This is a genomic window from Rhodococcus sp. NJ-530 (assembly GCF_003860625.1).
Taxonomy (GTDB): Bacteria; Actinomycetota; Actinomycetes; order Mycobacteriales; family Mycobacteriaceae; genus Rhodococcus_F; species Rhodococcus_F qingshengii.
The window spans coordinates 24,008-45,754 of the sequence record NZ_CP034152.1; the positions used below are offsets into that span (position 1 = coordinate 24,008).

18 protein-coding genes, 1 tRNA gene and 1 pseudogene are annotated in these 21,747 nt (G+C 63.6%); 8 read left to right on the top strand and 12 right to left on the bottom strand.

Features of this window, described 5'->3' with window-relative positions; genetic code table 11:
- The first annotated feature begins 17 nt into the window (after nt 1–17).
- The gene (locus EHW12_RS00110; RefSeq protein WP_065351693.1) at nt 18–962 is read left to right on the top strand and encodes a rhomboid family intramembrane serine protease; all 945 of its coding nucleotides are present in this window, start codon (nt 18–20) and stop codon (nt 960–962) included.
- Nucleotides 963–993: 31 nt separating this feature from the next.
- On the opposite strand, the gene EHW12_RS00115 is transcribed toward EHW12_RS00110, so the two are convergent.
- A complete protein-coding gene (locus tag EHW12_RS00115) occupies nt 994–1,521 on the bottom strand; it encodes a lipoprotein LpqH (RefSeq protein ID WP_125050136.1) in 528 nt (175 codons plus the stop codon).
- A 304-nt stretch (nt 1,522–1,825) separates the two neighbouring features.
- Here EHW12_RS00115 and EHW12_RS00120 point away from each other — a divergent pair, with 304 nt between their 5' ends.
- Nucleotides 1,826–3,169, top strand: a complete 1,344-nt coding sequence (locus EHW12_RS00120) for an MFS transporter (RefSeq protein WP_007729201.1) — start codon at nt 1,826–1,828, stop codon at nt 3,167–3,169.
- Here EHW12_RS00120 and EHW12_RS00125 read toward each other — a convergent pair.
- Nucleotides 3,160–5,025 carry a GAF domain-containing protein gene (locus tag EHW12_RS00125; RefSeq protein ID WP_125050137.1) on the bottom strand — a complete coding sequence of 622 codons (1,866 nt, stop codon included), beginning with the start codon at nt 5,023–5,025 and terminating at the stop codon, nt 3,160–3,162. The two genes, EHW12_RS00120 and EHW12_RS00125, sit on opposite strands and share 10 nt — an antisense overlap.
- A 139-nt stretch (nt 5,026–5,164) precedes the next feature.
- On the opposite strand from EHW12_RS00125, the gene EHW12_RS00130 reads away from it, so the two are divergent.
- Both EHW12_RS00130 and EHW12_RS00135 read left to right on the top strand, forming a co-directional pair.
- Nucleotides 5,165–6,532 (top strand): FAD-linked oxidase C-terminal domain-containing protein, encoded by a 1,368-nt coding sequence (locus EHW12_RS00130; RefSeq protein ID WP_024487653.1) that lies wholly within the window; start codon nt 5,165–5,167, stop codon nt 6,530–6,532.
- A gap of 122 nt (nt 6,533–6,654) precedes the next feature.
- Complete coding sequence (locus tag EHW12_RS00135; protein WP_042453359.1) at nt 6,655–7,503, top strand: TauD/TfdA family dioxygenase; 849 nt, start codon at nt 6,655–6,657, stop codon at nt 7,501–7,503.
- Nucleotides 7,504–7,510: 7 nt separating this feature from the next.
- Here the strand turns inward: EHW12_RS00135 and EHW12_RS00140 are convergent, their stop codons facing one another.
- Nucleotides 7,511–8,002, bottom strand: a complete 492-nt coding sequence (locus EHW12_RS00140) for a PH domain-containing protein (RefSeq protein ID WP_003942511.1) — start codon at nt 8,000–8,002, stop codon at nt 7,511–7,513.
- A 107-nt stretch (nt 8,003–8,109) separates the two neighbouring features.
- On the bottom strand, nt 8,110–8,373 hold the full coding sequence (gene crgA, locus EHW12_RS00145) for a cell division protein CrgA (RefSeq protein ID WP_003942576.1): 264 nt from the start codon (nt 8,371–8,373) through the stop codon (nt 8,110–8,112).
- 174 nt (nt 8,374–8,547) lie between these two features.
- Between crgA and EHW12_RS00150 the strand changes: the two genes are divergently transcribed.
- Both EHW12_RS00150 and EHW12_RS00155 read left to right on the top strand, forming a co-directional pair.
- Nucleotides 8,548–9,189 (top strand): DUF881 domain-containing protein, encoded by a 642-nt coding sequence (locus EHW12_RS00150; protein ID WP_223304399.1) that lies wholly within the window; start codon nt 8,548–8,550, stop codon nt 9,187–9,189.
- Nucleotides 9,190–9,211: 22 nt separating this feature from the next.
- Nucleotides 9,212–9,877 carry an aminodeoxychorismate/anthranilate synthase component II gene (locus EHW12_RS00155; RefSeq protein WP_003942537.1) on the top strand — a complete coding sequence of 222 codons (666 nt, stop codon included), beginning with the start codon at nt 9,212–9,214 and terminating at the stop codon, nt 9,875–9,877.
- A 57-nt stretch (nt 9,878–9,934) separates the two neighbouring features.
- Here EHW12_RS00155 and pknB read toward each other — a convergent pair whose 3' ends face one another.
- The 7 genes and pseudogenes from pknB to EHW12_RS00190 all read right to left on the bottom strand — a co-directional run bounded on the left by pknB (nt 9,935) and on the right by EHW12_RS00190 (nt 19,622).
- Complete coding sequence (gene pknB / locus EHW12_RS00160) at nt 9,935–11,860, bottom strand: Stk1 family PASTA domain-containing Ser/Thr kinase (protein ID WP_042453355.1); 1,926 nt, start codon at nt 11,858–11,860, stop codon at nt 9,935–9,937.
- The gene (locus tag EHW12_RS00165; protein ID WP_030536702.1) at nt 11,857–13,215 is read right to left on the bottom strand and encodes a protein kinase; all 1,359 of its coding nucleotides are present in this window, start codon (nt 13,213–13,215) and stop codon (nt 11,857–11,859) included. Before EHW12_RS00165 ends, pknB begins: the two co-directional genes overlap by 4 nt.
- Before the next feature lie 3 nt (nt 13,216–13,218).
- Nucleotides 13,219–14,685, bottom strand: a complete 1,467-nt coding sequence (locus EHW12_RS00170) for a penicillin-binding protein 2 (protein WP_007735774.1) — start codon at nt 14,683–14,685, stop codon at nt 13,219–13,221.
- Nucleotides 14,682–16,133: an FtsW/RodA/SpoVE family cell cycle protein gene (locus EHW12_RS00175; protein WP_125050139.1), complete on the bottom strand. Its 1,452-nt coding sequence runs from the start codon at nt 16,131–16,133 to the stop codon at nt 14,682–14,684. The genes EHW12_RS00170 and EHW12_RS00175 overlap by 4 nt, the downstream gene beginning before the upstream one ends.
- The gene (locus EHW12_RS00180; protein ID WP_003943416.1) at nt 16,133–17,557 is read right to left on the bottom strand and encodes a PP2C family serine/threonine-protein phosphatase; all 1,425 of its coding nucleotides are present in this window, start codon (nt 17,555–17,557) and stop codon (nt 16,133–16,135) included. The genes EHW12_RS00175 and EHW12_RS00180 overlap by 1 nt, the downstream gene beginning before the upstream one ends.
- On the bottom strand, nt 17,554–18,018 hold the full coding sequence (locus EHW12_RS00185; protein ID WP_003943418.1) for an FHA domain-containing protein: 465 nt from the start codon (nt 18,016–18,018) through the stop codon (nt 17,554–17,556). The genes EHW12_RS00180 and EHW12_RS00185 overlap by 4 nt, the downstream gene beginning before the upstream one ends.
- A 186-nt stretch (nt 18,019–18,204) precedes the next feature.
- Nucleotides 18,205–19,622, bottom strand: a pseudogene (locus EHW12_RS00190) (FhaA domain-containing protein).
- Between the two features lie 254 nt (nt 19,623–19,876).
- Here EHW12_RS00190 and EHW12_RS00195 point away from each other — a divergent pair.
- Nucleotides 19,877–19,962, top strand: a tRNA-Leu gene (locus EHW12_RS00195).
- Between the two features lie 53 nt (nt 19,963–20,015).
- On the opposite strand, the gene EHW12_RS00200 is transcribed toward EHW12_RS00195, so the two are convergent.
- A complete protein-coding gene (locus tag EHW12_RS00200; protein WP_125050140.1) occupies nt 20,016–20,357 on the bottom strand; it encodes a hypothetical protein in 342 nt (113 codons plus the stop codon).
- A 736-nt stretch (nt 20,358–21,093) separates the two neighbouring features.
- Between EHW12_RS00200 and EHW12_RS00205 the strand changes: the two genes are divergently transcribed.
- A complete protein-coding gene (locus tag EHW12_RS00205; RefSeq protein ID WP_125050141.1) occupies nt 21,094–21,594 on the top strand; it encodes a hypothetical protein in 501 nt (166 codons plus the stop codon).
- The last annotated feature ends 153 nt before the right edge of the window (nt 21,595–21,747 follow it).

Below are 21,747 nucleotides of genomic sequence, written 5' to 3' on the forward strand. Positions count from 1 at the left end.
ACAGGTAAAACAAGCAGATGACGAACCCCGGTTGGGGCGGCGGTGCGAGTGAGGGCATCCCGCCCCAACCGCGGTGCGTCCGCCATCCAGATCGACCTACCGCACTTTCCTGCAATCGTTGTGGACGACCGGCGTGCCCGGACTGTCTCCGCGAGGCGGCGGTGGGATACCAATGTGTTGACTGTGTAGCTGCCGGTCAGCGTGACGTCCGCCCCGTTCGGGGCGTCGCCGGAAACACCGTGAGCCCCACCCGTGCGGTCCCGGTCGTGACGTACACCTTGATGGGGCTCAACGTCCTGGCGTTCCTCGCCACCTTCGCGCAGTCGCGAAGCATCATGAACAATCAGGTCGGCTCGTCGATCTTCGCGAACTGGGCACTCAATCCGGGTCTGGTCGCCAGCGGTGACTGGTTCCGGCTCATCGGCTCCGGGTTCCTGCACTTCGGAATCCTGCACCTCGCGGTCAATATGTACGCCCTCTACATCCTGGGCCGCGACACCGAAATCGTGATGGGCCGCTCGAGGTACATCGGCATCTACCTGGTTTCGCTTCTCGGCGGTTCCGCCTCGGTGATGGCATTCCAGCCGGTGTTCTCTTCGCTCACGGCCCTGTCCTGGACTGCTGGGGCGTCGGGTGCGATCTTCGGCATCATGGGCGCACAGGCCGTCCTTCTATTGCGTTTGCGTCGAAGCCCGGTCCCGATCATCTCGGTGATCGCGATCAATGTGATCATCAGCATTTCGCTGCCCGGGATCTCGTTCTGGGGTCACGCGGGAGGTCTGGTGGCAGGTGCTGCAACGGCCGCTGCCTTCCTGTACGCCCCACAGTGGTTGGGCGCCGGTGAGAACCGCGTGAAGGCGGTGCGGATCGGCTGGATCGCTTTTGGTGCCGTCACAGTGGTGACGTTGGGAGTCATCGTGCTCCGCGTCGTCCAACTGCGCGAACAGCTGGGAATCAGCTAGCAAGAATCCTAGGGCCCAGCCGTTCTATGGATCAGCCGCCGATGATGGACTCGCAGGCGAATGTGATCTCGAAGCTCGACGTCGCCGTCGGGTTGCCCTTGTCCCGGGCGCCGATTCCCTCGCCCGTCACCACGAAGGTACTGCCGTCCTGCTTGGCACTGGCAGATCCGCCGGGCAGGCCTGGTGCGTATCCGGCGGTGTACGGCAGACCGTTCGATCCACCCTCGCTTCCGGCGATTCCAGCAGTCTGAACCGTGCCGGATTCATCGACGATGGCCGAGACGGTCAACATGCCGTAGGTGGCATTTTCCGCGTCGAGCAGTGTCATAACTGTCGTGCCGCCGTCCTTTGCGCACTTCGTCTCGAATTTGGCGTCGAGTGTCTTCCCGCCGACGGTGGCCGAGGATGTAGCGGACGAGGCGCCGGCAGCGCTCTTGTCGGAGTTGGTCTTGTCGGAGTCGCTGCCGCAGGCGGAGGCGAATAGAGCGACCGCCGCGATGGTGGCAGCGACTGCGGTGGAGGACCGGCGGGTCATCGTGGTCCGAACCAACTTCGTCATGTTCTGTCCTTCAAGTCACGCGGTGCGTCCGCACTTGCTCTGGCTGTTTCGCCGACAACACTAGCCAGTGACTTGGTGCTCGTAGCTCTAAAACCCCAGCTCAGACGGGTTTGTCGCCTTCGACTGTTCAGGGACGTTCGTCGGGCTGCCCGGGATCATCTGTCGGATCTTTGGGAGCAATCGCACATGCAGAGACGGCTTCTGTAGAGATTGTCCACATAGGTTGGGCTCGGTCGTGCTTCTACTGTGGCTTGAGTCACTTCGTAGATAGCAACGCTGACCTTTTCCGAGGAGTACCCCTGCAATGACCTCCACCGATAGCACCACCACTGACGGTGGGGTTGCGCCGAGCGAGATCGAAACTCGCGTGGTGAAGAAGGTAGCGCGCCGGCTGATTCCCTTCCTGATCCTGCTCTATTTCGTGAACTATCTGGATCGTACGAACATCGCTTTCGCCAAGCTCACCATGAGCGCCGACCTCGGTATGACCGAGACGATGTTCGGGCTCGCATCCGGACTCTTCTTCGTCGGCTATCTGTTGTTCGAGGTGCCGAGCAACCTGGCCCTGCACCGCTTCGGCGCCCGGCTGTGGATCGCGCGGATCATGCTCACCTGGGGCATCCTCGCCGCTGCGCTGGCATTCGTGCCCAACGTGGGTAGCCTCTATTTCCTCCGCATTCTGCTGGGAATCGCCGAGGCCGGCTTCTTCCCCGGAGTTCTTCTCTACCTGACCTTCTGGTTCCCGAAGAAGTACCGCGTACGCCTGATGGGCTTGTTCCTGCTGACACTTCCGCTCTCGTCGGCGCTCGGTGCCCCGCTCTCGGCGGCCATCATCCAGTACGGCGACGGCCTGTTCGGCCTCGCCGGATGGCGCGTGATGTACCTGATCGAGGGTCTGCCCGCCGTGATCTTGGCGTTTGTCGTCTGGTTCTACCTCACCGACCGTCCCGCCGACGCGAAGTGGTTGACCCTCGAGGAGCGCACCTGGCTGATGAAGTCGATGGCCGACGAGGAGAAAGAACTCGGCGACGCCGGTCACCAGTCGGCCGGCAAAACCCTGCGTGATCCCCGCGTCATCGGTTTCGGTCTGGTCTACTTCGGAATCACGTACGGCCTTTACGCTTTGAGCTTCTTCCTGCCCAGCATCGTCGCGGGATTCAAGCAGACGTTCAACACCGATTTCTCGCTCGTCGAGACAGGCCTGATCGTGGCCGTCCCCTACGCGATCGGCGCTGTCGCGATGGTGCTGTGGAGCCGCCATTCCGACAAGACCGGTGAACGAATGTGGCACGTTGCAGCCCCGACGCTCCTGGGCGCGGTATCCATTCCGATTGCGCTGTACCTGGATTCACCGTTCACCGTCATGATCGCGGTCTCGCTCACCGCCGTCGGCGTGCTGTGTGCACTCCCCGTATTCTGGTACCTTCCCACCACGTTCCTGACGGGTGCCAGCGCGGCCGCGGGCATCGCCATGATCAACTCGATCGGCAACGCGTCGGGCTTCGGTGCTCCGTACATCACCGGCTGGCTCACCGATGTGACCGGAAATGCCAAGGCAGGACTGTGGGTGGTGGGCGCCGTGATGCTCTGTGCCGCAATCCTTGTGGTGGCACTGGCAAAGCGATCGAGCAAGCCCGCTCAGATCTGACCGAGTTTCCCGGCACTGGCACGCAGCCGAATCAGGAGCGCAAGATCGAGCGCCTGGTCCGGCTGACGCCACTGTGTACCGATCAACCTGTCGATCGACTCGAGCCGTTGGTACAGAGTGTTGGCGTGAATCGCGAGCGCGGCGGCGGTCGCGGAGTGCTTGCAATTGTGTGACAGGTACGACGCGAGGGTGTCCAATAGCGGAACGCCGCGTCGTTGCTCCTCCTCGAGGAGAGGACCGAGGGAACGCTCTGTCAGGGCTTCCAGTTCTTCGCGGCCGGTGCGGCTGAGGAGAATTCGGTAGATGCCGAGTGAACTTGCCGGTTCCACGTGGGAGGCCCGCCCGAGAGTCTCGAGGACGTCGACGGTGTGCTGCGCCTCGACATACGCTCGCGCCAGACCTTCCGCTCCCACCGCCGGATCGGCGATTCCGACGGTCGGGTTCTCCGCCGGCTGCACCCACGCCGCCGCAACTGCTGCCGGTGACATTCCGGGAATCAGTGTGATGACTCGTGAACCATGTTCGGCAACAACGGTTCCTGACGGGAATGCAATTTCCTCGATACTGCGACGCGTACGGTCGACGGCGTCGGCCGGGCGGGCCACCACGACGGTGTACGAGCGGTCAGGATTGAGCCCGGCCAGGCGGAACTGACCGGTGACCTCGGCTGGCGTCGGCGCAGGCCTGGTGATCAGATCGACCAGAAATGCGTCGCGTGCCCGACGGGTAGCTTCCCTGGCCGCCCGTTCGCCGACCAGTGCCAGCGCAATGGCGGGAGCTGACCTTTCGAGTGCCAATCTCATGGCGGCGGTGGGTTCCTGGCGCGAGAGTAGGAACAGAACTCCGAGTTGGTCACCGGCACTGCGTACTTCGGTGGCGAACAGGAACTGCTCACCGACGATCAGCGTCACCTCCTGCTCGCGTCGGTCGGCGGCAAAGATGTCGAAGACCCGATGCACGCTCTCGCTCACCCGTTGCAGTCCCGGTGGAATCTCGGATGTTCCGGTCACGAAGAACACCGGCGAACCCGTCGACGCCGAGGTTTCCTCCACGAGTTCACGGACTCCACCGCCGCGCAGGACAACTTGTGTGAGCGATCGGTCCCAGGTCAGTGTCTGTTCGAGAAGTGCTGTGCGCTTGGCAAGTTCGGTGTTCGCGGCGTTCACTTCCGCAACCGTCGCGCGATAGCGTTCGAGAGAACGGGCATTCTCGATGGCCACCGAGGCATGGGCTGCGAGGGCGGACAGCAACGCAACTTCTTCGTTGCCGAATCGACGCTCCTGACGTTTGCACGCGCACAGGGCACCCAGGATCTTGCCGTTCAAAGTCAGCGGCACAGCCAGCAGGCCGCGCATGTTCTCGGCTCGCGCTGCGTCGTCGGCCGGTCCGATGTGTGCAAACGAGGGATCGTTTCGGTAGTCGGGAGACCAAGCAGGAGAAGAGTTCTCGACCACGCGACCGATCAGACCTTCGCGGAAGGGAACCGTGAGGCCGAGCAATTGGGAGGTGTACGCACCGCTCGTGACTTCGATGATCAAGATGTCGTCGTGAATGAGAGCAAGGTACGAAAGGTCGACGCCGAGTAGTCGTTTGGCCTGATCCACGATCTCCTGCAGGAGGGCGTGGTGATCGTGCATCGTGGTCAGCAGCGACGCGATGTCGTTGAGTGCCCCGAGTTCGGTGGCGCGCTGTCGGCGCTGAGCCAGGAGACTTCGTAGTTGAAGTGCCGATCGGGCTTCTCGCTCGATTTCGGCGGCGACCTCGGGGCCTGACCCAGCGGCCAACTGATCGCGGTGTTCGATCAGTTCCTCGGTGGATGCCTCGGCCAGGAGAAGCTGTAGCCAGTTCTCGTGCATCCGCGCTCCCTTGTCAGACCAACTCGTTAGACCAACTTGTCAGGCCAACGATGAGTATGGAGAGAATGTCCATACGGTTTCCGGTTTCTCGGAGTAAATCTACATGGGGTGGTGTAGCGGCCGTCACTATCGTGGAGACATGACACTCCTCGAGGCGCTCGGCTCGCAGATCGATGCGGATCGACTGATCACCGACCCCGACATCATGGCGAGCTACATCCACGACGACGCCGAGTGGGCTCCCTACGAGATGCCTGTCGCAGTGGTCCGCCCGCGCACAGCCGAGCAGGTACAGACAGTTGTGCAGGCGTGCATCGCCCACGGTGCGCCCGTCGTCACGCGCGGCGCCGGAACCGGTCTGTCGGGCGGAGCCAACGCAGTCGCCGGCGGCGTCGTGATCGCCTTCGACGCGATGAACGCCATCAAGGAGATCAACACCCTCGAGCGTTTGGCCGTGGTCGAACCCGGAGTGGTCAACGATCACCTCCGCGACGCCTGCGCCGAGCACGGCCTCTGGTATCCACCCGATCCGGCGAGCGCACCCTGGTCGACGATCGGCGGCAACGTCGCGACCAATGCCGGCGGCCTGTGTTGCGTCAAGTACGGCGTCACCAAGGACTACGTACTGGGCATGCAGGTGGTCACCGGAACCGGTGAGCTGGTTCGGCTCGGGCGTCGAACTGCCAAGGGAGTGGCTGGGTTTGATCTCTCGGCACTCATGGTCGGCTCCGAAGGCACTCTCGGGGTGATCACCGAGGTGACCGTCAAGCTTCGTCCTCAGCGCGATCCCGAACGCACCATCGTCGGATACTTCGACTCCATCGTTGCTGCGGGCAAGGCCGTCGAAGCCGTCGCCGCAGACGGTCTCACGCCGTCGGCCCTCGAGTTGATCGATCGGCAGTGCCTGCTTGCCGTCGATGCCTGGAAGAACATGGGCCTCTCGGCCGATGCCGAGGTGGTCCTGCTCGGCCGAATCGACACACCGGGCGAGATCGGCGACGCCGAAGCCGAGCGAATGTTGGCCTGTTTCAACCGTTCCGGGGCTACCTGGAGCGCGAGATCCACCGACCAGGAGGAAGCCGACGCCCTGTTCTCCGCCCGGCGTCTGGCATACCCCGCCCTCGAGCGGCTCGGCCCGGTGCTCACCGAGGACATCTGTGTCCCCAAGGCGGCGGTTCCGGAGATGTTGGCGCGCATCGAGGCCATCTCGGCCCGGCACGACACGCACATCGCGAACATCGCGCACGCGGGTGACGGCAACCTGCACCCGCTGCTGATCACGCCACACGACGACGAAGCGGCGCGGAGGCGCGCTCAGGCCGCTTTTGCCGAGATCATCGACAACGCCCTCGAGTTGGGCGGAACCGTCACCGGTGAGCACGGCGTCGGCCTACTGAAGATGGGTGGCCTGGCACAGGAACTGTCACCGGCCGTCGTCGCGATGCATCATGCAATCAAGGGCGCACTCGACCCTCACGGAATCATGAACCCCGGCAAGGTGATCTGAAAGGCCGGGTGATCTGAAGGCCGGCTCCGTAACCGAATCGGTTTCCGGAGTTACGCCGTCGAAATGACGAGTTCCTACGCTCGAGTTGAACCGTTTGGCCAACTCGACGTATGGAGTCATGAATGTTCTCTTCCGATTTGACGCTGGCAAGTGTTGTTCCGCGGCGCGTGGACACGGTCGAGGCCGTCCGGGCGGCAATCGCTCTCGACGGGGCCGCGGTCTTCGGTGGCCTGCACACCGAGGAAGATGCCATTGCCTTCGCGTCGAATTTGCTCGGTGAGAAGTGCATTCGCGTCGGCCGTCAGTTCGAGGCGAGTGCCAAGAGTCAGGATGCCGAAGCAGCTGTCGTCGACACCCAACCGGTGGACGAACGCGGCAGGAAGCGCTCGTTCGGCATCTCCGGCGAGCGGATGACCGCCCACAACGACGGTTTTGCGTTCGGTGACTACGCGCCCGACTATCTGTTTCTGTGGTGCAAGCGTCCGGCGTATCCGAGTGGCGGCGACTCGTTTCTCATCGATGCGCTCAAACTGACGCGGTTGCTCGCCTTCGATCCCGCAACCGCTGAATTGGCCGAATTCTGTTGGAGCACAGACATCGACCATTCGGAACCGAACTTCCCGCAGAACACATTTGCGCCGATCGCCAGGACGGTGCCGAGTGGACGCAACCAGGTTCGCTATCACCCGTACCTCGCGCCGATCGCCGGTGAATCGGAAGTAGCGCAGTGGCCGCTGGTGAAGCAGTGGAGTGAGGCTGTGATTCACGTGCGCGACAGCGGTCCGATGTTCCGCGCCGAAGCCGGCGAGATGATCTGCATCGACAACTACCGGGTACTGCACGGCCGCGACGGATACACCGACCCCGGCCGTGAGCTGTACTCGATCTGGGGATGGTCGAGCGACGCAGTCGCGGTGCCGCAGCAGGCTCTCGACATCGTGCAGCCGGACCTCGCGGCACTGGCCATGTAACCCGCGCCTATTTCTCGGGCGGTACCAATCCGTGGACAGCGAGCACGTCGAGGACGTCCTCCGGCGACGTGCCGAGATCCCAGCGTCCGAAGATCAACAGCTTCTCCGTGTCGGTGGGACGGTCGACGATGTCGATCTCGAGCATCGGGACGCGTCGACCCAGACGCGGGTAGCGGACGAGACGCACGCGGTCGATCTGTTCGCGGGTGAACTCGTGGCGGGCGCGCAGTCGCTGCACCGCGATCGACTTGGTTCCCGCGTCTTCGATCACAGCCAGGCGGGGACGCTGACGCAGGGCGAGTCCGCCCATCACGAACAGCCCGATCACCGCGAGGGCGAGCAGGAAGCGTCCGGCAGGCTCCGTGGGCGCGATTATCGAGGCGATCGCGAGGGCAATTCCGCCGCCGAACATCGCGTAGACAACACCCATCGGAGTGGCCCACGAGATCACCTCCGTGACGTTGTCACGAGGCTGTGGATGAAATTCATCCTCGAGCATGTGGATAACTTCCTAGGTTGTCCACAGGAGTTATCCACAATGGGGATGAATGACACCCATGTAATTGAATGACGGTCACGATCCGGGTCGAATCAGATACTCGCTGGTCAGCGCCATCTCATGGTCATGACAAGGCCGACAACCATGAAACCGAAGCCGACGAGGAAGTTATAGTTTCCCAAGTCGTTCATCCACGTGATCGAATCCGCGGCCAAGTAGTACACAATCAGCCACGCCAGGCCGACAAGCATGAATCCGAGCATCACCGAGACGTACAACGTGCTCGACGGACCCATCTTCACCTTCACCGGAGTGCGGTTTGCCGGGTTGACTGTGTAGTCGTTCTTCTTACGGACCTTCGACTTGGGCATGACGTCCTCGCTCTACGGTGTGACCTGCATGTGTTACCTACACGCTAACGTAGCTGTGTCCAGTTGGTCACCGGCCGACCTGCACAATCCGGGAGGAGCCACGTGTCTTCGGGTGAATCTTCACGAACCGTCTGGCACATCGGTGTACTTGCCGTCTGCCTGGTAGCCGGTCTGATGGTCGCCACGGCGCAACGATCCGCCGAGGAGAACCAGCTCCAGGTCACCGAAAGCACCAGGCTCTCCGATCTGGTTCGCAGCGCCCAGGCCAATGCCGAAAAAGTCTCGGCCGACCGGGACGAACTTGCCGCCCAGCTCGATTCGCTGCAGCAAGACGCCGCTCGGTCCGACGCCGGAGTGGCCGCCGCGCTCGGTGACATCAAGAACATCTCCGCCGACGCGGGACTGACGGAGATGACCGGCCCGGGTGTTGTCGTCACGATGACGGACGCTCCGCGCAACGCCGACGGCAAGTATCCGGTCGACGCCACCCCGGACGACCTCGTCGTGCATCAGCAGGACGTTCAGAGCGTCCTGAACGCACTGTGGGCCGGCGGGGCCGAAGCGGTGGGCATGCAGGACCAACGGATCATCAGTACGTCGGCGCCGCGGTGCATCGGAAACACTCTTCTTCTTCACGGACGTACCTACAGCCCGCCCTACGTGATGAGCGCCATCGGTGACGTTGCGCGCCTCGAGGCGGCCCTCGCCGCCGAACCGGGCATTCGGATCTACAAGCAGTACGCGACCCGCTTCGGCCTCGGGTACACGCAGGCAACGCCGTCGCAGATCACGGTCCCCGCCTATACCGGCGGATAGCACGGGCGTTTACCCTGCTCTCATGAGGATTCTCGTCGTCGACAACTACGACAGCTTTGTGTTCAACCTGGTGCAGTACCTCGGCCAGCTCGGAACCGAAGCCGTGGTCTGGCGCAACGACGATCCACAACTGACGGCAGACCTCGAGGGTGCAGTAGCGCAGTTCGACGGCATTCTCCTGAGCCCGGGCCCCGGAACTCCGCAGCGCGCGGGAGCGACGATGGATCTGGTGAAGGTCTGCGCCGACACCAAGACCCCGCTGCTTGGCGTCTGCCTCGGACATCAGGCGATCGGTGCGGCTTTCGGCGGAACCGTCGACCGCGCGCCCGAACTGCTTCACGGCAAGACGAGTCTGGTTCACCACAAGGACGTCGGCGTCCTGGCCGGACTGCCCGATCCGTTCACCGCTACCCGCTACCACTCGCTGACGGTTCTCGAGGACACCATTCCCGAGGAACTCGAGGTGACCGCCCACACCGAGAGCGGCGTCGTGATGGCGATGCGCCACCGCGAACTGCCGATTCACGGCGTCCAGTTCCACCCCGAGTCCGTACTCACCCAGGGTGGACACCGGATGCTCGCGAACTGGCTCGCAGTCTGCGGTGAGGCGCCGCCGGAAGGGCTCGTCGCAGCCCTCGAGGCCGAGGTCGCGTCGGCGCTCGGTGGCGCATTGCCCGCAATTCTCTGACACCTGTCCACAAAAAAGTGCCTCCCGGAAATCTCCGGGAGGCACTTTTTCACTTTGCTAGCGGCCGGGGATTCCGAGCGCTCCGACGCTGACGGTGATGACCGCGTCCTTGGAGATCTCCGAGCCCGGAGGCTGCGTCTGCGAGACGATCTTGCCCACCATTTCCGGGGTGAGCGTCGTGCTCTGGTTCTGCACCAGCTGCGATGCAGTTCCCGCCCAACCGGCTGCGCGAAGCGTGCTCAACGCCTCCGACACCGTCTTGTTGGTCAGATCAGGCATCGCGACCTGGTTGCCGTTGGAAACCCGCAGCGTCACGGTCGAACCCTTGGTGGCCGACGTGCCACCGGTCGGGTCGGTCGAAACGACCTGTCCCTTCGGCAGTCCCGAATCGATCTCGGTGATCTGGACGACGAACCCGGCACCTTCGATGTTGGGCCTCGCCACCTCTTCACGCTGACCGGTGACATCCGGGACACGAACCTGCTCCGGTCCGGTGCCGACGGTGATCGAGACCGCGGAATCGAGAACAACCGACACTCCGACGGCCGGGTCCTGATTGACGATCTTGTCGACCTCGGCGACGGTCGATGCCGCCTTGCCGATGGTCGGATCAAGTCGGAGTCCGACGGAGTTGAGCTTCTTCTCCGCGTCGTCCTGGCTCAGCCCGGTCAGGCGTGGGATCGCGACCTGCTCGGGTCCGGTGGACACGTCGATGGTGACGGTGCTGCCCTTCTCGATACGCACCCCGGCAACCGGACGCGTCGTGATGACGTTTCCGGCGGCGATCACCTTGTCCGTCTTCTGCTGACGCTCCACCTGGAATCCGGCGTTGGTCAGCGTCGCCTCGGCGACGTCGGCGGGCTGGTTGGTCAGGTCACCCGGAACGGTCACCATCTCGACCTTCGGCGAGTTCACCCGAATGAGGAAGAACGTCACCAGACCGATCACCAGAAGCGCCGCGATGCCCATCAGGGCGTAGCGTCCGCCCTTCTTCTTGGCAGGCGGCTCGGCGGCGCGAGTTGTCCTCGCAGGAACCGGCTCGACCGGATCGGGAGCGGTGCGGTAGTTCCCGGTGTCGGAGCCGACGGCGCCGAGGATGGTGGTGCGGTCCTCGTCGTTCATCACCATCGGCGCACTCGGACGCTGACCGCCCAGGACACGCACCAAGTCGCTGCGCATGTCGCCGGCGCTCTGGTAGCGGTTGGCCGGGTTCTTGCTCATTGCCTTGAGAATGATCGAATCTAGCTCGCGCGGAATGTCGGGATTGATCTCCGACGGCGTCTGCGGATCTTCACGAACATGCTGGTACGCCACGGCGACCGGTGAATCACCCTTGAAGGGCGGCTCGCCCGTCAGAATCTCGAACAGCACGCAACCGAGTGAGTAGACGTCCGAACGCGCGTCCACCTGCTCACCTCGCGCCTGCTCCGGCGAGAGGTACTGAGCGGTGCCGATCACGGCGGCCGTCTGCGTCATCGGGCTCGACGCGTCGGAAATGGCACGGGCGATACCGAAGTCCATCACCTTCACGGCGCCGGCACGGTTGATCATGATGTTGGCGGGCTTGACGTCGCGGTGCACGATGCCGTTGCGGTGGCTGAAGTCCAAAGCCGCACAGACGTCCGCGATCACTTCCATCGCCTTGCGCGGAGCCATCGGCCCGGTGCTGCGCACGATGTCACGCAACGTGTCGCCGTCGACGTACTCCATGACGATGTACGGCAGCGGCCCGGCGTCGGTCTCGGCTTCACCGGTGTCGTAGACGGCCACGATCGCCGGATGGTTCAGCGCGGCAGCGTTCTGCGCCTCACGACGGAACCGCAAGTAGAACGTGGGATCGCGCGCGAGGTCTGCACGCAGCACCTTGATTGCGACGTCGCGGCTGAGTCGGAGGTCGCGCGCCAGGTGAACCTCGGACATTCCGCCGAAGCCGAGAATCTCACCCAGCTCGTAGCGGGAGGAGAGATTGCGGGGTGTCGTCATTGGTCTTGTCCTAGCGGTTCTTCAGCGTCTCCGGGATCCGCCAACGGCTCAGTGGTCGTTGTGGTCGTCGTTGTCGTCGTGATGGTGGTTGTGGTCGTCGGAGTTGTTGTGGTCGTGGTCGGCGTTGTCGTGGTGGTTGTCGGCTCGGTCGTGGTTGTCGTCGGCCGAGTCGTCGTTGTTGTCGGCTCGGTGGTCGTCGTCGTCGGCCGAGTCGTCGTGGTGGTGGGCTTGGTCGTCGTGGTGGTCGGCAACGTCGTGGACGTGACGACGGGTGGCGTCGGGTCGCTCGGACCGTCGGTTGCGATCCAGACTCCGCCGATGATCAACGCCAACAAGATCAATCCGCCGCCGGCCCATGCCACGGCCTTCTGCCCACTGGTCATTCCGCCGGCTGCCGCGTCGTCCGCAACAGCTGCGCCCGTCACCGGGCCCGCGTACGTCGGCGGCATGACCTGCGTGGCACCCGTTGCCGGCAACGCGCTCGCGGCACCGGTAGCGAGCAGACCGGGCGGCGGTGGACGCCTCCCTGCCCGAACGGCTGCAACGGCGTCGGCGAACTCACCGCCACTGGCGTAGCGGCCGGCCGGATCCTTGGTCAACGTGATGTCGATGAGCTCGCGGATGTTCGGCGGCAGGTCGGCCGGCATCGGCGCCGGGGTTTCCTGCACGTGCTTCATCGCGACGGTCAGCGCGCCGTCACCCGTGAACGGACGTCGACCCGAAAGTGCTTCGTATCCGACGATTCCCAGCGAGTACACGTCGCTCGCCGCGGTCGCGTCCTGACCGAGGGCCTGCTCGGGCGCGATGTACTGGGCGGTGCCCATCACCATTCCCGTGCGCGTGACAGGAGAGTTCTCGACGGCCTTGGCGATGCCGAAGTCCGTGATCTTCACCTGGCCAGTAGGCGTGATGAGGATATTGCCCGGCTTCACGTCGCGGTGCACGACACCGGCGTCGTGTGCGACCTGCAGGGCGCGGCCGGTCTGCTCGAGCATGTCGAGGGCATGCGGAACCGCCAGGCGGCCGACGCGTGCCAGGACGGCGTTGAGCGGCTCGCCGTTGACGAGTTCCATCACCAGGTACGCCGTGGAATCACCCGAGCTGTCACGGGTCTCGCCGTAGTCGTAGATTCCGGCGATACCGGGATGGTTGAGCTGTGCGGTGGTGCGGGCCTCGAAGCGGAAGCGCTCCAAGAACTCCGGATCGGAAGAGAACTCGGACTTGAGTACCTTGACGGCGACGCGACGGTTGAGCCGGGAGTCGGTGGCTTCCCACACCTGACCCATCCCACCGGTGGCGATGAGACGGATCAATCGGTAACGATCGGCGATCAAAGCGCCGTTGTTCAACGCCACGGTTCAGCCCCCTTGGATTCCGGCTGCGATGACTGCACGACCGATCGGCGCAGCAACCGAGCCACCGGTAGCGGCGAGTCCGCGGTCACCACCGTTCTCGACGATGACGGCCACGGCGACCGTCGGATTCTGCGCCGGTGCAAAAGCGATGTACCAGGCGTGCGGCGGAGTTTCCCGCGGGTTCACGCCGTGCTCGGCGGTACCGGTCTTGGACGCGATCTGAACGCCGGGGATCTTGCCGTCGCCGCCGGTGAAGTTCTCCGAGCCGATCATCAGATCAGTCAGCGTTGCGGCCACTGCCGGCGAGATCGCCTGACCCATCGACACCGGTGACGGCGTACTGAGATCGGTCAGATCGGGTGCCTGCAACTGGGAGATCAGGTTGGGCTGCATCCGCACACCGCCGTTGGCGACGGTCGCGGCGATCACTGCATTCTCGAGCGGGGTCACCGCGACGTCGCGCTGGCCGATGCTGGTCTGGCCGAGAGCCGCGTCGTCGGAGATGTCGCCGACGGTGCTGTCTGCGACCGGCAGCGGGATCGCGGGAGTGTTGGGTCCGATGCCGAAGGCGCTGGCCTCGTCCTTGATGGCGTCGGCGCCGTCCTTGATGCCCAGTTCGACGAACGCCGTGTTGCACGAGCGCGCAAACGCGTCGCGCAACGACGCCGTCGGGTTGGGGCCGCAGGTGCTGCCGTTGTAGTTCTCGAGGGTCGTGCTGGTGCCGGGCAGCGTGATCTGCGGAGCCGCGGTCAGCTGGTCGTCCGGCGTCGCACCGTTGCCCAGAGCTGCGGCCGTGGTGAGCACCTTGAACGTCGAGCCTGGCGGGTAGGTCTGCGAGATCGCGCGGTTGACCAACGGATCGTTGGGATCGGCATTGAGCTCGTCCCACGCCTTCGTGGTTTCGGCGCCGTCGTGGCTGGCAAGCAGGTTCGGGTCGTAGCTCGGGGTGCTGACCATCGTCAGGATGCGTCCGGTGCTCGGCTCGATGGCGACGACGGAACCGGTGTAGCCCTTGCTGGTCAGCTGGTCGTACGCCACCTGCTGCATCGCCGGATTGAGCGTCGTGACGACGTTGCCGCCGCGCGGATCGCGTCCGGACACCAGGTCGAAGAAGCGCTGACTGAACAACCGGTTGTCCGAGCCGTTCAGAATCGGATCCTCGGTGCGCTCGAGGCCGGCGCTGCCGTACTGCATCGAGTAGAAGCCCGTGACCGGTGCGTACGGGTACGGATTCGGATACTCGCGCAGGTACTTGTACCGGTCGTCGGTGGCGCGGGAGGCGGCAAGCACCTGACCGGAAGCCGAGATCTGACCTCGCTGGCGTGAGTACTCGTCGAGCAGCACCCGCGAGTTGCGCGGGTCTGCTCGCAGGTCGTCAGCCTTGATGACCTGTACGTACGTGGCGTTGGCGAGGAGCGCGACGACCATCACCATGACGGCCATCGCGACGCGGCGCAGTGGAGTGTTCATACGCGCGGCATCATCTCGGTATTGGCGTCAGCGATTGGGGGCGGACCTTTCTTCTTCGTCACTACCGGCGCACGAGCCGCGTCCGAGATCCGGATGAGGATGGCCAGCAGTAGGTAGTTCGCGAGCAGCGACGAGCCGCCGTACGACATGAACGGTGTTGTCAGACCCGTCAGCGGGATCAGCTTGGTGACGCCGCCGACGACGACAAAGATCTGGATCGCGATGGTGAACGACAGACCGGCGGCGAGCAGTTTGCCGAAGCTGTCGCGCACTGCCAACGCCGTACGCAGGCCGCGCACGATGAGAAGCAGGAACAGCATCAGCACAGCGGCCAGGCCGATCAAGCCGAGCTCTTCGCCGATGGTCGCGATGATGAAGTCCGTCTTCGCGAACGGCACCTGATTGGGCCGGCCACTGCCCAGACCTGTTCCGGCGATACCACCGGTGGCCAGGCCGAACAGCGATTGCGAGATCTGATAACCGGTATTGGCGTAGTCGCCGAGCGGGTCCAGCCAGGTGTCGACGCGGACGCGTACGTGTCCGAACATCTTGTAGGCGAAGAAGAATCCGATGGCGAGCAGTCCGCCGCCGATCACCAGCCAGCCCACACGTTCGGTCGCGATGTAGAGCATCACCAGCACGGTGCTGAAGAGCAGCAACGACGTACCGAGGTCGGTTTCGAAGACGAGAACGCCCACCGAGACGATCCAGGCGAGCAGGATCGGACCGAGGTCGCGGGCACGCGGAAAATCCATGCCCAGGAAGTGTTTACCGGCCGAGGTGAACAGGTCGCGCTTGGCGACGAGCACTGACGCGAAGAAGATGATGAGCAGGATCTTCGCGAACTCACCTGGCTGAATGCTGAATCCGGGCAGGCGAATCCAGATTTTTGCGCCGTTCACGCTCGAGAACTTCGCCGGCAGGATCGCGGGAATCGCCAGGAACACCAGGCCCGCGAGGCCGAGCGTGTAGCTGAACCGCGCCATCAGGCGGTAGTCCTTCAAGAACACCAGCAACAGCACGAATCCGGTGATCGCCAGCGCAGTCCACATGACCTGCTGGTTCGCATCCGGAGACGGTGCCTCGACGCCGTTGTAGAGCGCAGTCTGTTCGTCGGCGAGGTCGAGTCGGTGGATGAGCACCAACCCGAGGCCGTTGAGCAGGGCGACGATCGGCAGCAACAGCGGATCGGCGTACGGCGCATACCGCCGAATTGCCAAGTGCGCGATCAGGAACAAGCCCGTGTACGCAAGCGCGTACTTGGCCAGATCGAGAGTGATCTTCTGTTCCTGGCTCGCCTCGACGAGCAGAAGCGAGACCGTCGTGATGATGACGGCAAAGCCCAGGAGCAGCAGCTCCACGTTTCGGCGGGTCGACTGGACCGGCGCCGGGGCAAAACCTCCGGGCGGACTCGGAAAAGCCGTCCCCGCAGCTGCGTTGGACGACATCAGTTGACCGTCCTGCAAGTCTGACCGGGAATGTCGGTCGGCGTAGGCGTAGTCGTGGGTGCTGCCGTCGTCGGCGTGGCCGGCTCAGCGGGCGGCGCAGGAGCCGGAGTGGTCTCCGGTGCCGGCGGGGGAGTGGGCGCGGCCGTCGTCGTCGGAACCGGCTCACAACGAGGAAGCAGATCGCCGCCGATGAGACGGATCATCTGGCTCTGCGCATCTTCACGCTTGCCGGACGGCAGCCCGGCGCGCACCTGCTCCTGCGCCGACGGCTGCAGATCCGTCACCTCGAGAATGTTGCAGTTGCTGGGAATCGCGTCGGGGGAGACGAGGGTCAGGACGTCGTCGTCGCCGACGCAACCCACCAGATCCGCGTCTTGCAGCGAGTAGCCGAGCACCGAACCGGGGATTCCGCGCAGCACCGTCACGCGGCCGTTGTCTTCGCCGACGTAGTAGTTGTTGCGGATGACGGCGCGGCCGATCACGGCGCCGACGCCGACCAGTGCGATCAGCACCACGGCAAGGACCACCCACCACAACCGGTTCCGCTTCTTCTTCGGTTCCGGTTCGGGTTGGGAGACAACTCGCTTGGGCGTCGCGCGCGGCGGACGCATGGCAGCGGCGCGGCCGGCAGCCGTGTTGGGGGGAGGGGCGTCCTCTTCCTCTTCCGTCGACGCGGCGCCCGCGACGATGGGATGAGACTGGCCGTAGTCGAGGTCGATGACATCGGCGACGACGACGGTGACGTTGTCGGGACCGCCGCTGCGCAGCGCCAATTCGATGAGACGATCGGCGCACTGCTCCTGCGAGCCCTCGCGCATCGTGTTCTCGATGGTCTCGTCGCTGACCACGTCGGAGAGGCCGTCGGAGCAGAGCAGGTAGCGATCGCCGGCGCGGGCTTCGCGCACGGTGAGCGTCGGCTCGATCTCGTTGCCTGTCAACGCCCGCATGATCAGGGATCGCTGCGGGTGAGTGTGTGCCTGTTCGGCGGTGATCCTGCCCTCGTCGACCAGCGACTGAACGAACGTGTCGTCGCGGGTGATCTGCGTCAGGTGGTCGTCGCGCAGCAGGTAGGCGCGCGAGTCGCCGATGTGCACGAGACCGAGCTTGCTGCCGGAGAAGAGGATCGCGGTGAGCGTGGTGCCCATGCCGTCGAGTTCGGGTTCTTCCTCGACGTGATCGGCGATGGAATCGTTGCCCTCGCGGGTGGCTGCCTCGAGCTTGCCGAGCAGATCCTCGCCGGGCTCGTCGTCGTCGAGATGCGCCAGAGCGGCAATCATCAACTGCGACGCGACCTCACCGGCCGCGTGTCCGCCCATACCGTCGGCCAAGGCCAGCAGGCGTGCACCGGCGTAGACGGAATCTTCGTTGTTGGAGCGCACGAGACCGCGGTCGCTGCGCGCCGCGTAGCGGAGAACAAGGGTCACGGGCGTAGCTCGATTACCGTCTTGCCGACGCGAACCGGAGTGCCCAGCGGCACGCGCACCGCAGTGGTGACCTTGGCGCGGTCCAGATAGGTGCCGTTGGTCGAACCGAGATCCTCGACGTACCAATCAGCTCCGCGCTGCGAGAGCCTCGCATGGCGCGTCGACGCGTAATCGTCGGTGAGAACGAGCGTCGAATCGTCGGCGCGGCCGATCATCACCGGCTGTGAGCCCAGCGTGATGCGGGTACCGGCGAGGGCGCCCTGCGTGACCACCAGGTACCGAGGCACCTTCGCCTTGCCCAGCGAGGGCAGGACCTTTCCGGCGCGGGTGTACCGCGGCGGAACCCTGACCCCGGAGCCGGCATAGATGTCGGAACGGAGAGTGCGGAGGACTGCCCAGACGAACAGCCACAGTAGGAGCAGGAAGCCCGCCCGTGTGAGTTGCAGAATCAGGCCCTGCACGGCTGTCCACCTCCTTCTATGGCTCGAGCCCCGCCGCAGCGGGGTTCGAGCATTGTCGACTGGCAGCATCATAGGGGGCTCTGGGCCCCGAAGATCACGATACTGACAGCCGCGTGACGGCGGCGCGCCGACGGACCGCCGAATGTTCGATTGTTATCGGAAAAATCCTGGCGTCCGTTTCTCAGCTCAGAGAATGCGAACCAGAATCTCCGAGTGACCTGCACGAATGATGTCGCCGTCTGCCAGCTGCCAGTCCTGGACCGGTGCTCCGTTGACGGTGGTGCCGTTCGTGGATCCCAAATCGGACAGCATCGCGGTGCGGCCGTCCCAACGGATGTCGATGTGCCGACGTGAGACGCCGGTGTCCGGGAGGCGGAACTGAGCTTCCTGGCCGCGGCCGATGACATTGCTGCCGTCGCGAAGCTGGAAGTGGCGTCCGCTGCCGTCCTCGAGCTGCAGGGTTGCCGTCAGGCTCTGGGCCGTCGGTGCGTAACCGCCCTGCGGCTGGGCGTAGCCCTGCTGCGGGTAGGCCTGCGTCTGCTCGAAGTTGCCGCCCTGCTCGTAGCCGGCCTGCTCGTACGGCTGCTGTGTGTACGCCTGCTGGTCGTAGCCGCCCTGCTGGTAGCTCTGCTGGTCGTAGCCCGGCTGATCGTAGGACTGGCCGTTGTACGGCTGCTGGTAACCCTGCTGGTCGTAGCCGCCCTGCTGGTAGCCCTGCTGGTCGTACCCACCCTGGTACGCCTGCTGGCCGTAGCCCTGCTGGTCGTACGGCTGCTGCTGGTAACCCTGCTGGTCGTAGCCGCCGCCCTGCTGGTCATAGCTCTGCTGGTCGTAACCGGCCTGCTCGTACGGCTGCTGCTGGTTCGGGTACGCCTGCTGGTCGTAGCCACCCTGCTGCTGGTTGTAGCCCTGCTGGTCGTCGCCTGTTCGGTAACCGTCGCCGCGGTCGTAACCGTTCTGGTACGGCGCTTCCTGGCCCTGCGGAGCGGCGTAACCGCCGTCGTCGTGGGAGTACCCGTTCCGTGCCGGCTGCTGCGGTTCGGGCTGGCGACCCGCCGGTTCGCGGCTTGGTTCGTAGCCTGAGTTCTGCGTCATGGGGCCGGCTCCTGGTTGTGACGGGACTGGATTGGAAACAGGGGAACAATCGGTGCGGGTCGCTGAGGCGGCCGTTGTGGAGGCCGCGACGAAACCTGCGGAACATGCGACGGCGGTGATGCCTGCTCGGCGTCACCATCCGGGTCGACGGTTCCGCGGGTGCGGAACTGACCGGTGTGGAGCGTAGGCGAAGGCTCGAAAGTGACCGAGATGTCGCCGTACGTCTGCCAACCCTGATCGCGGATGAAATCCTGCAGGTGTCGGCTGAAAGCTTTGGTCGTCAGTTCGCGATCTGCTGCCAACTCTTCGTGATCGGAGTTGTTGATGGTGATCACGTAGTTGTTGGGGGCGAGAAGGATTCCGCCGCCGAGGTGCTCGACGCGGTCACGAGCCTCCTGCTGGAGCGCCGCCTCTACTTCCTGCGGCACAACACCACCACCGAAGACCCGCGCGAATGCGTCGCCGACAGCTCCTTGGAGCTTTCGTTCGAAACGCTGCACGATGCCCATCGGGCCCTCCTCTCGCCTCGCATCTACGACAGCAAAATGCTCGGCAAGTAGCGCCGGCACCGCCTTGTCGCGTGTCGTCCAAACTGCTGTACAGGTTCCACGGTACTGTCAAATGTCGCTTCGGCAGTACCTGGCCGCTGTTTCAGCATGGTATCGGTTCTGGGCTTTCGGGTGCTCGGTGTTCATCGATTCGTGCCCTGAACTGCACGAATAGAACTTTCAAAGTTTGTCGTGATAATGTTTCGGCGTTGCTCGGGCGAGTGGCGGAATGGCAGACGCGCTGGCTTCAGGTGCCAGTGTCCTTCGGGACGTGGGGGTTCAAGTCCCCCTTCGCCCACCACAAGACGAGGCCACGAACTCACAAGAGTTGGTGGCCTCGTTTTTTGTTGTCGGCTATCTGGCCGCAGCCTGAATGAAGCTCAGAACGAAGTCCAATGCGGTGCCCGCAAACGGGTTGCCGACTGGTTGAGTGGCCGCGGCGGGCGCAGTGATCTGAGGGTTCATCATCCCTGGCGGCAGTGTGCCGGGTGGGAGATTGATGATTGCGTTGATGTCGTAGATGGTGTTGTCGGGGCCGTTGGTCACCGAGAACGAGATACTGCCGAAGTCGACGATCGGAGTGTCGGCTGATGCAGTACCAACTGCGCTGCCGAAGGTGATCGCGGCAGCGAGCGCGCCGACACCGAGGGCCGCGGTGGTCCGGCATAAACGAGTGGGCGTTTCGGGTCCATTCACAGATGTGCTCCCTTTCGTGGTGACAGCGTCCCTGCACGGGACGCCAAGCAGCCAGGAGATTGCAACCACTATCGAGGAAGATAACGGACATTCACCCCATGGCGGGGTGGTTCGCACGAAGTGCTCCGTCGTTCTGGAGTTGTCGGGATGGAGGTTTTCGACGGAGCGTCCAGACTTAACACAATCACTTGGTTCTTGTAATCACAGCTTGGATCGTGGGGCGACCACCCGCAGCACGCCGGCTATGAGAGCTATGGCAGCGGCGGCAGACTGAAGAATCATCAAAGATGCGATCGACACCATCGCGAGGCCGTCTTTCATCGAGAAAGTCGGTTTGCCGGACTGTTTCTCCTCTCTTTCCCTTTGACGATCCGGTGGTCTTCCTTGTCAGACCACTTCTGCCGCAATTGAATTCGCGTGGCGCGATGGGCGGTGCTGTAGTGCCTTAACCGGGCGGACCAGACTGACTCTTCCTGCCGCTTGAGCTCAGAGTCTGTTCGGGCGTATGCGCGTGCGTTGCGTCGCCGGCGCTCTGAACGTCGAGATTGAGGGTGCAACAAGATTAACTTTCCACTTCGAATAAGACGCTTTGAATACCTCTGTCGTGTAAGCGAAGGAGATCACTTTTCGACACAGTCTATGACGTCGATTTCCTCGCTAAATCTTGCAACTCGGGTTCCTGTCGGTAGCCCGTGCAATGGTGACATAAAGCATCCTCGTAAAGAAAGGAATACTCATGACCACCGTTACCGCGATCTTGGCGATTGCGACCGCGTTGCTCACGATTCTCGACTCGGCGCGTCGCTATATGGGAGGGTTCTTCTCCGACCGCTATGTCATGAAGCGTGTGGCCGATCGAATCGATTTTGAAGACGATCACCTCGCTGCCGCACAGCGGGTAGAGGCGGCGGGTTATCCCGACTTCGCTAATGAACTGCGGGAAGCGGGGCGCAAGGCGATCCCCCGACTGGTCGAGACATACCGTGATCGCCGCTCGCATAAGTCTACTTTTCTATTCGGCTATATTGCTGGCCTCCTCTTCGCAGTTGCCCTTATTGGTGGTGTCCTCACGAATTTAGCTGTAGATCGCTTTGAAAAGCCGACACTCCATATGTGGCTGGCGAACGCAATCGCAGTCGGGTTTCTCCTATCGATTTTGGCTTATGGTGGAGCCTTCATCTGCTGGTTTCGGTCGCTGAATAGGGTGCAAGCACGCGTGGAATTACTGACGCGGTAACGCATTGGCGCCGCCCCGCCAGTTCTATGTGACAACGCACCTGGGGCATACGCTACTTGTCAATTGTGTTCGGCAAGTGAAACGCGGGCACTCGCAACATCTTGGTTCGCGCCGTCAAGGGCGCTATGTCGCGCGGTGTCGGCATTGCCACTT

Coding starts and splice junctions, on each gene's coding strand:
- EHW12_RS00110 (WP_065351693.1), top strand. CDS start 18: ATGACGAACCCCGGTTGGGGCGGCGGTGCGAGTGAGGGCATCCCGCCC.
- EHW12_RS00115 (WP_125050136.1), bottom strand. CDS start 1,521: ATGACGAAGTTGGTTCGGACCACGATGACCCGCCGGTCCTCCACCGCA.
- EHW12_RS00120 (WP_007729201.1), top strand. CDS start 1,826: ATGACCTCCACCGATAGCACCACCACTGACGGTGGGGTTGCGCCGAGC.
- EHW12_RS00125 (WP_125050137.1), bottom strand. CDS start 5,025: ATGCACGAGAACTGGCTACAGCTTCTCCTGGCCGAGGCATCCACCGAG.
- EHW12_RS00130 (WP_024487653.1), top strand. CDS start 5,165: ATGACACTCCTCGAGGCGCTCGGCTCGCAGATCGATGCGGATCGACTG.
- EHW12_RS00135 (WP_042453359.1), top strand. CDS start 6,655: ATGTTCTCTTCCGATTTGACGCTGGCAAGTGTTGTTCCGCGGCGCGTG.
- EHW12_RS00140 (WP_003942511.1), bottom strand. CDS start 8,002: ATGCTCGAGGATGAATTTCATCCACAGCCTCGTGACAACGTCACGGAG.
- crgA (WP_003942576.1), bottom strand. CDS start 8,373: ATGCCCAAGTCGAAGGTCCGTAAGAAGAACGACTACACAGTCAACCCG.
- EHW12_RS00150 (WP_223304399.1), top strand. CDS start 8,548: ATGGTCGCCACGGCGCAACGATCCGCCGAGGAGAACCAGCTCCAGGTC.
- EHW12_RS00155 (WP_003942537.1), top strand. CDS start 9,212: ATGAGGATTCTCGTCGTCGACAACTACGACAGCTTTGTGTTCAACCTG.
- pknB (WP_042453355.1), bottom strand. CDS start 11,860: ATGACGACACCCCGCAATCTCTCCTCCCGCTACGAGCTGGGTGAGATT.
- EHW12_RS00170 (WP_007735774.1), bottom strand. CDS start 14,685: ATGAACACTCCACTGCGCCGCGTCGCGATGGCCGTCATGGTGATGGTC.
- EHW12_RS00175 (WP_125050139.1), bottom strand. CDS start 16,133: ATGTCGTCCAACGCAGCTGCGGGGACGGCTTTTCCGAGTCCGCCCGGA.
- EHW12_RS00205 (WP_125050141.1), top strand. CDS start 21,094: ATGACCACCGTTACCGCGATCTTGGCGATTGCGACCGCGTTGCTCACG.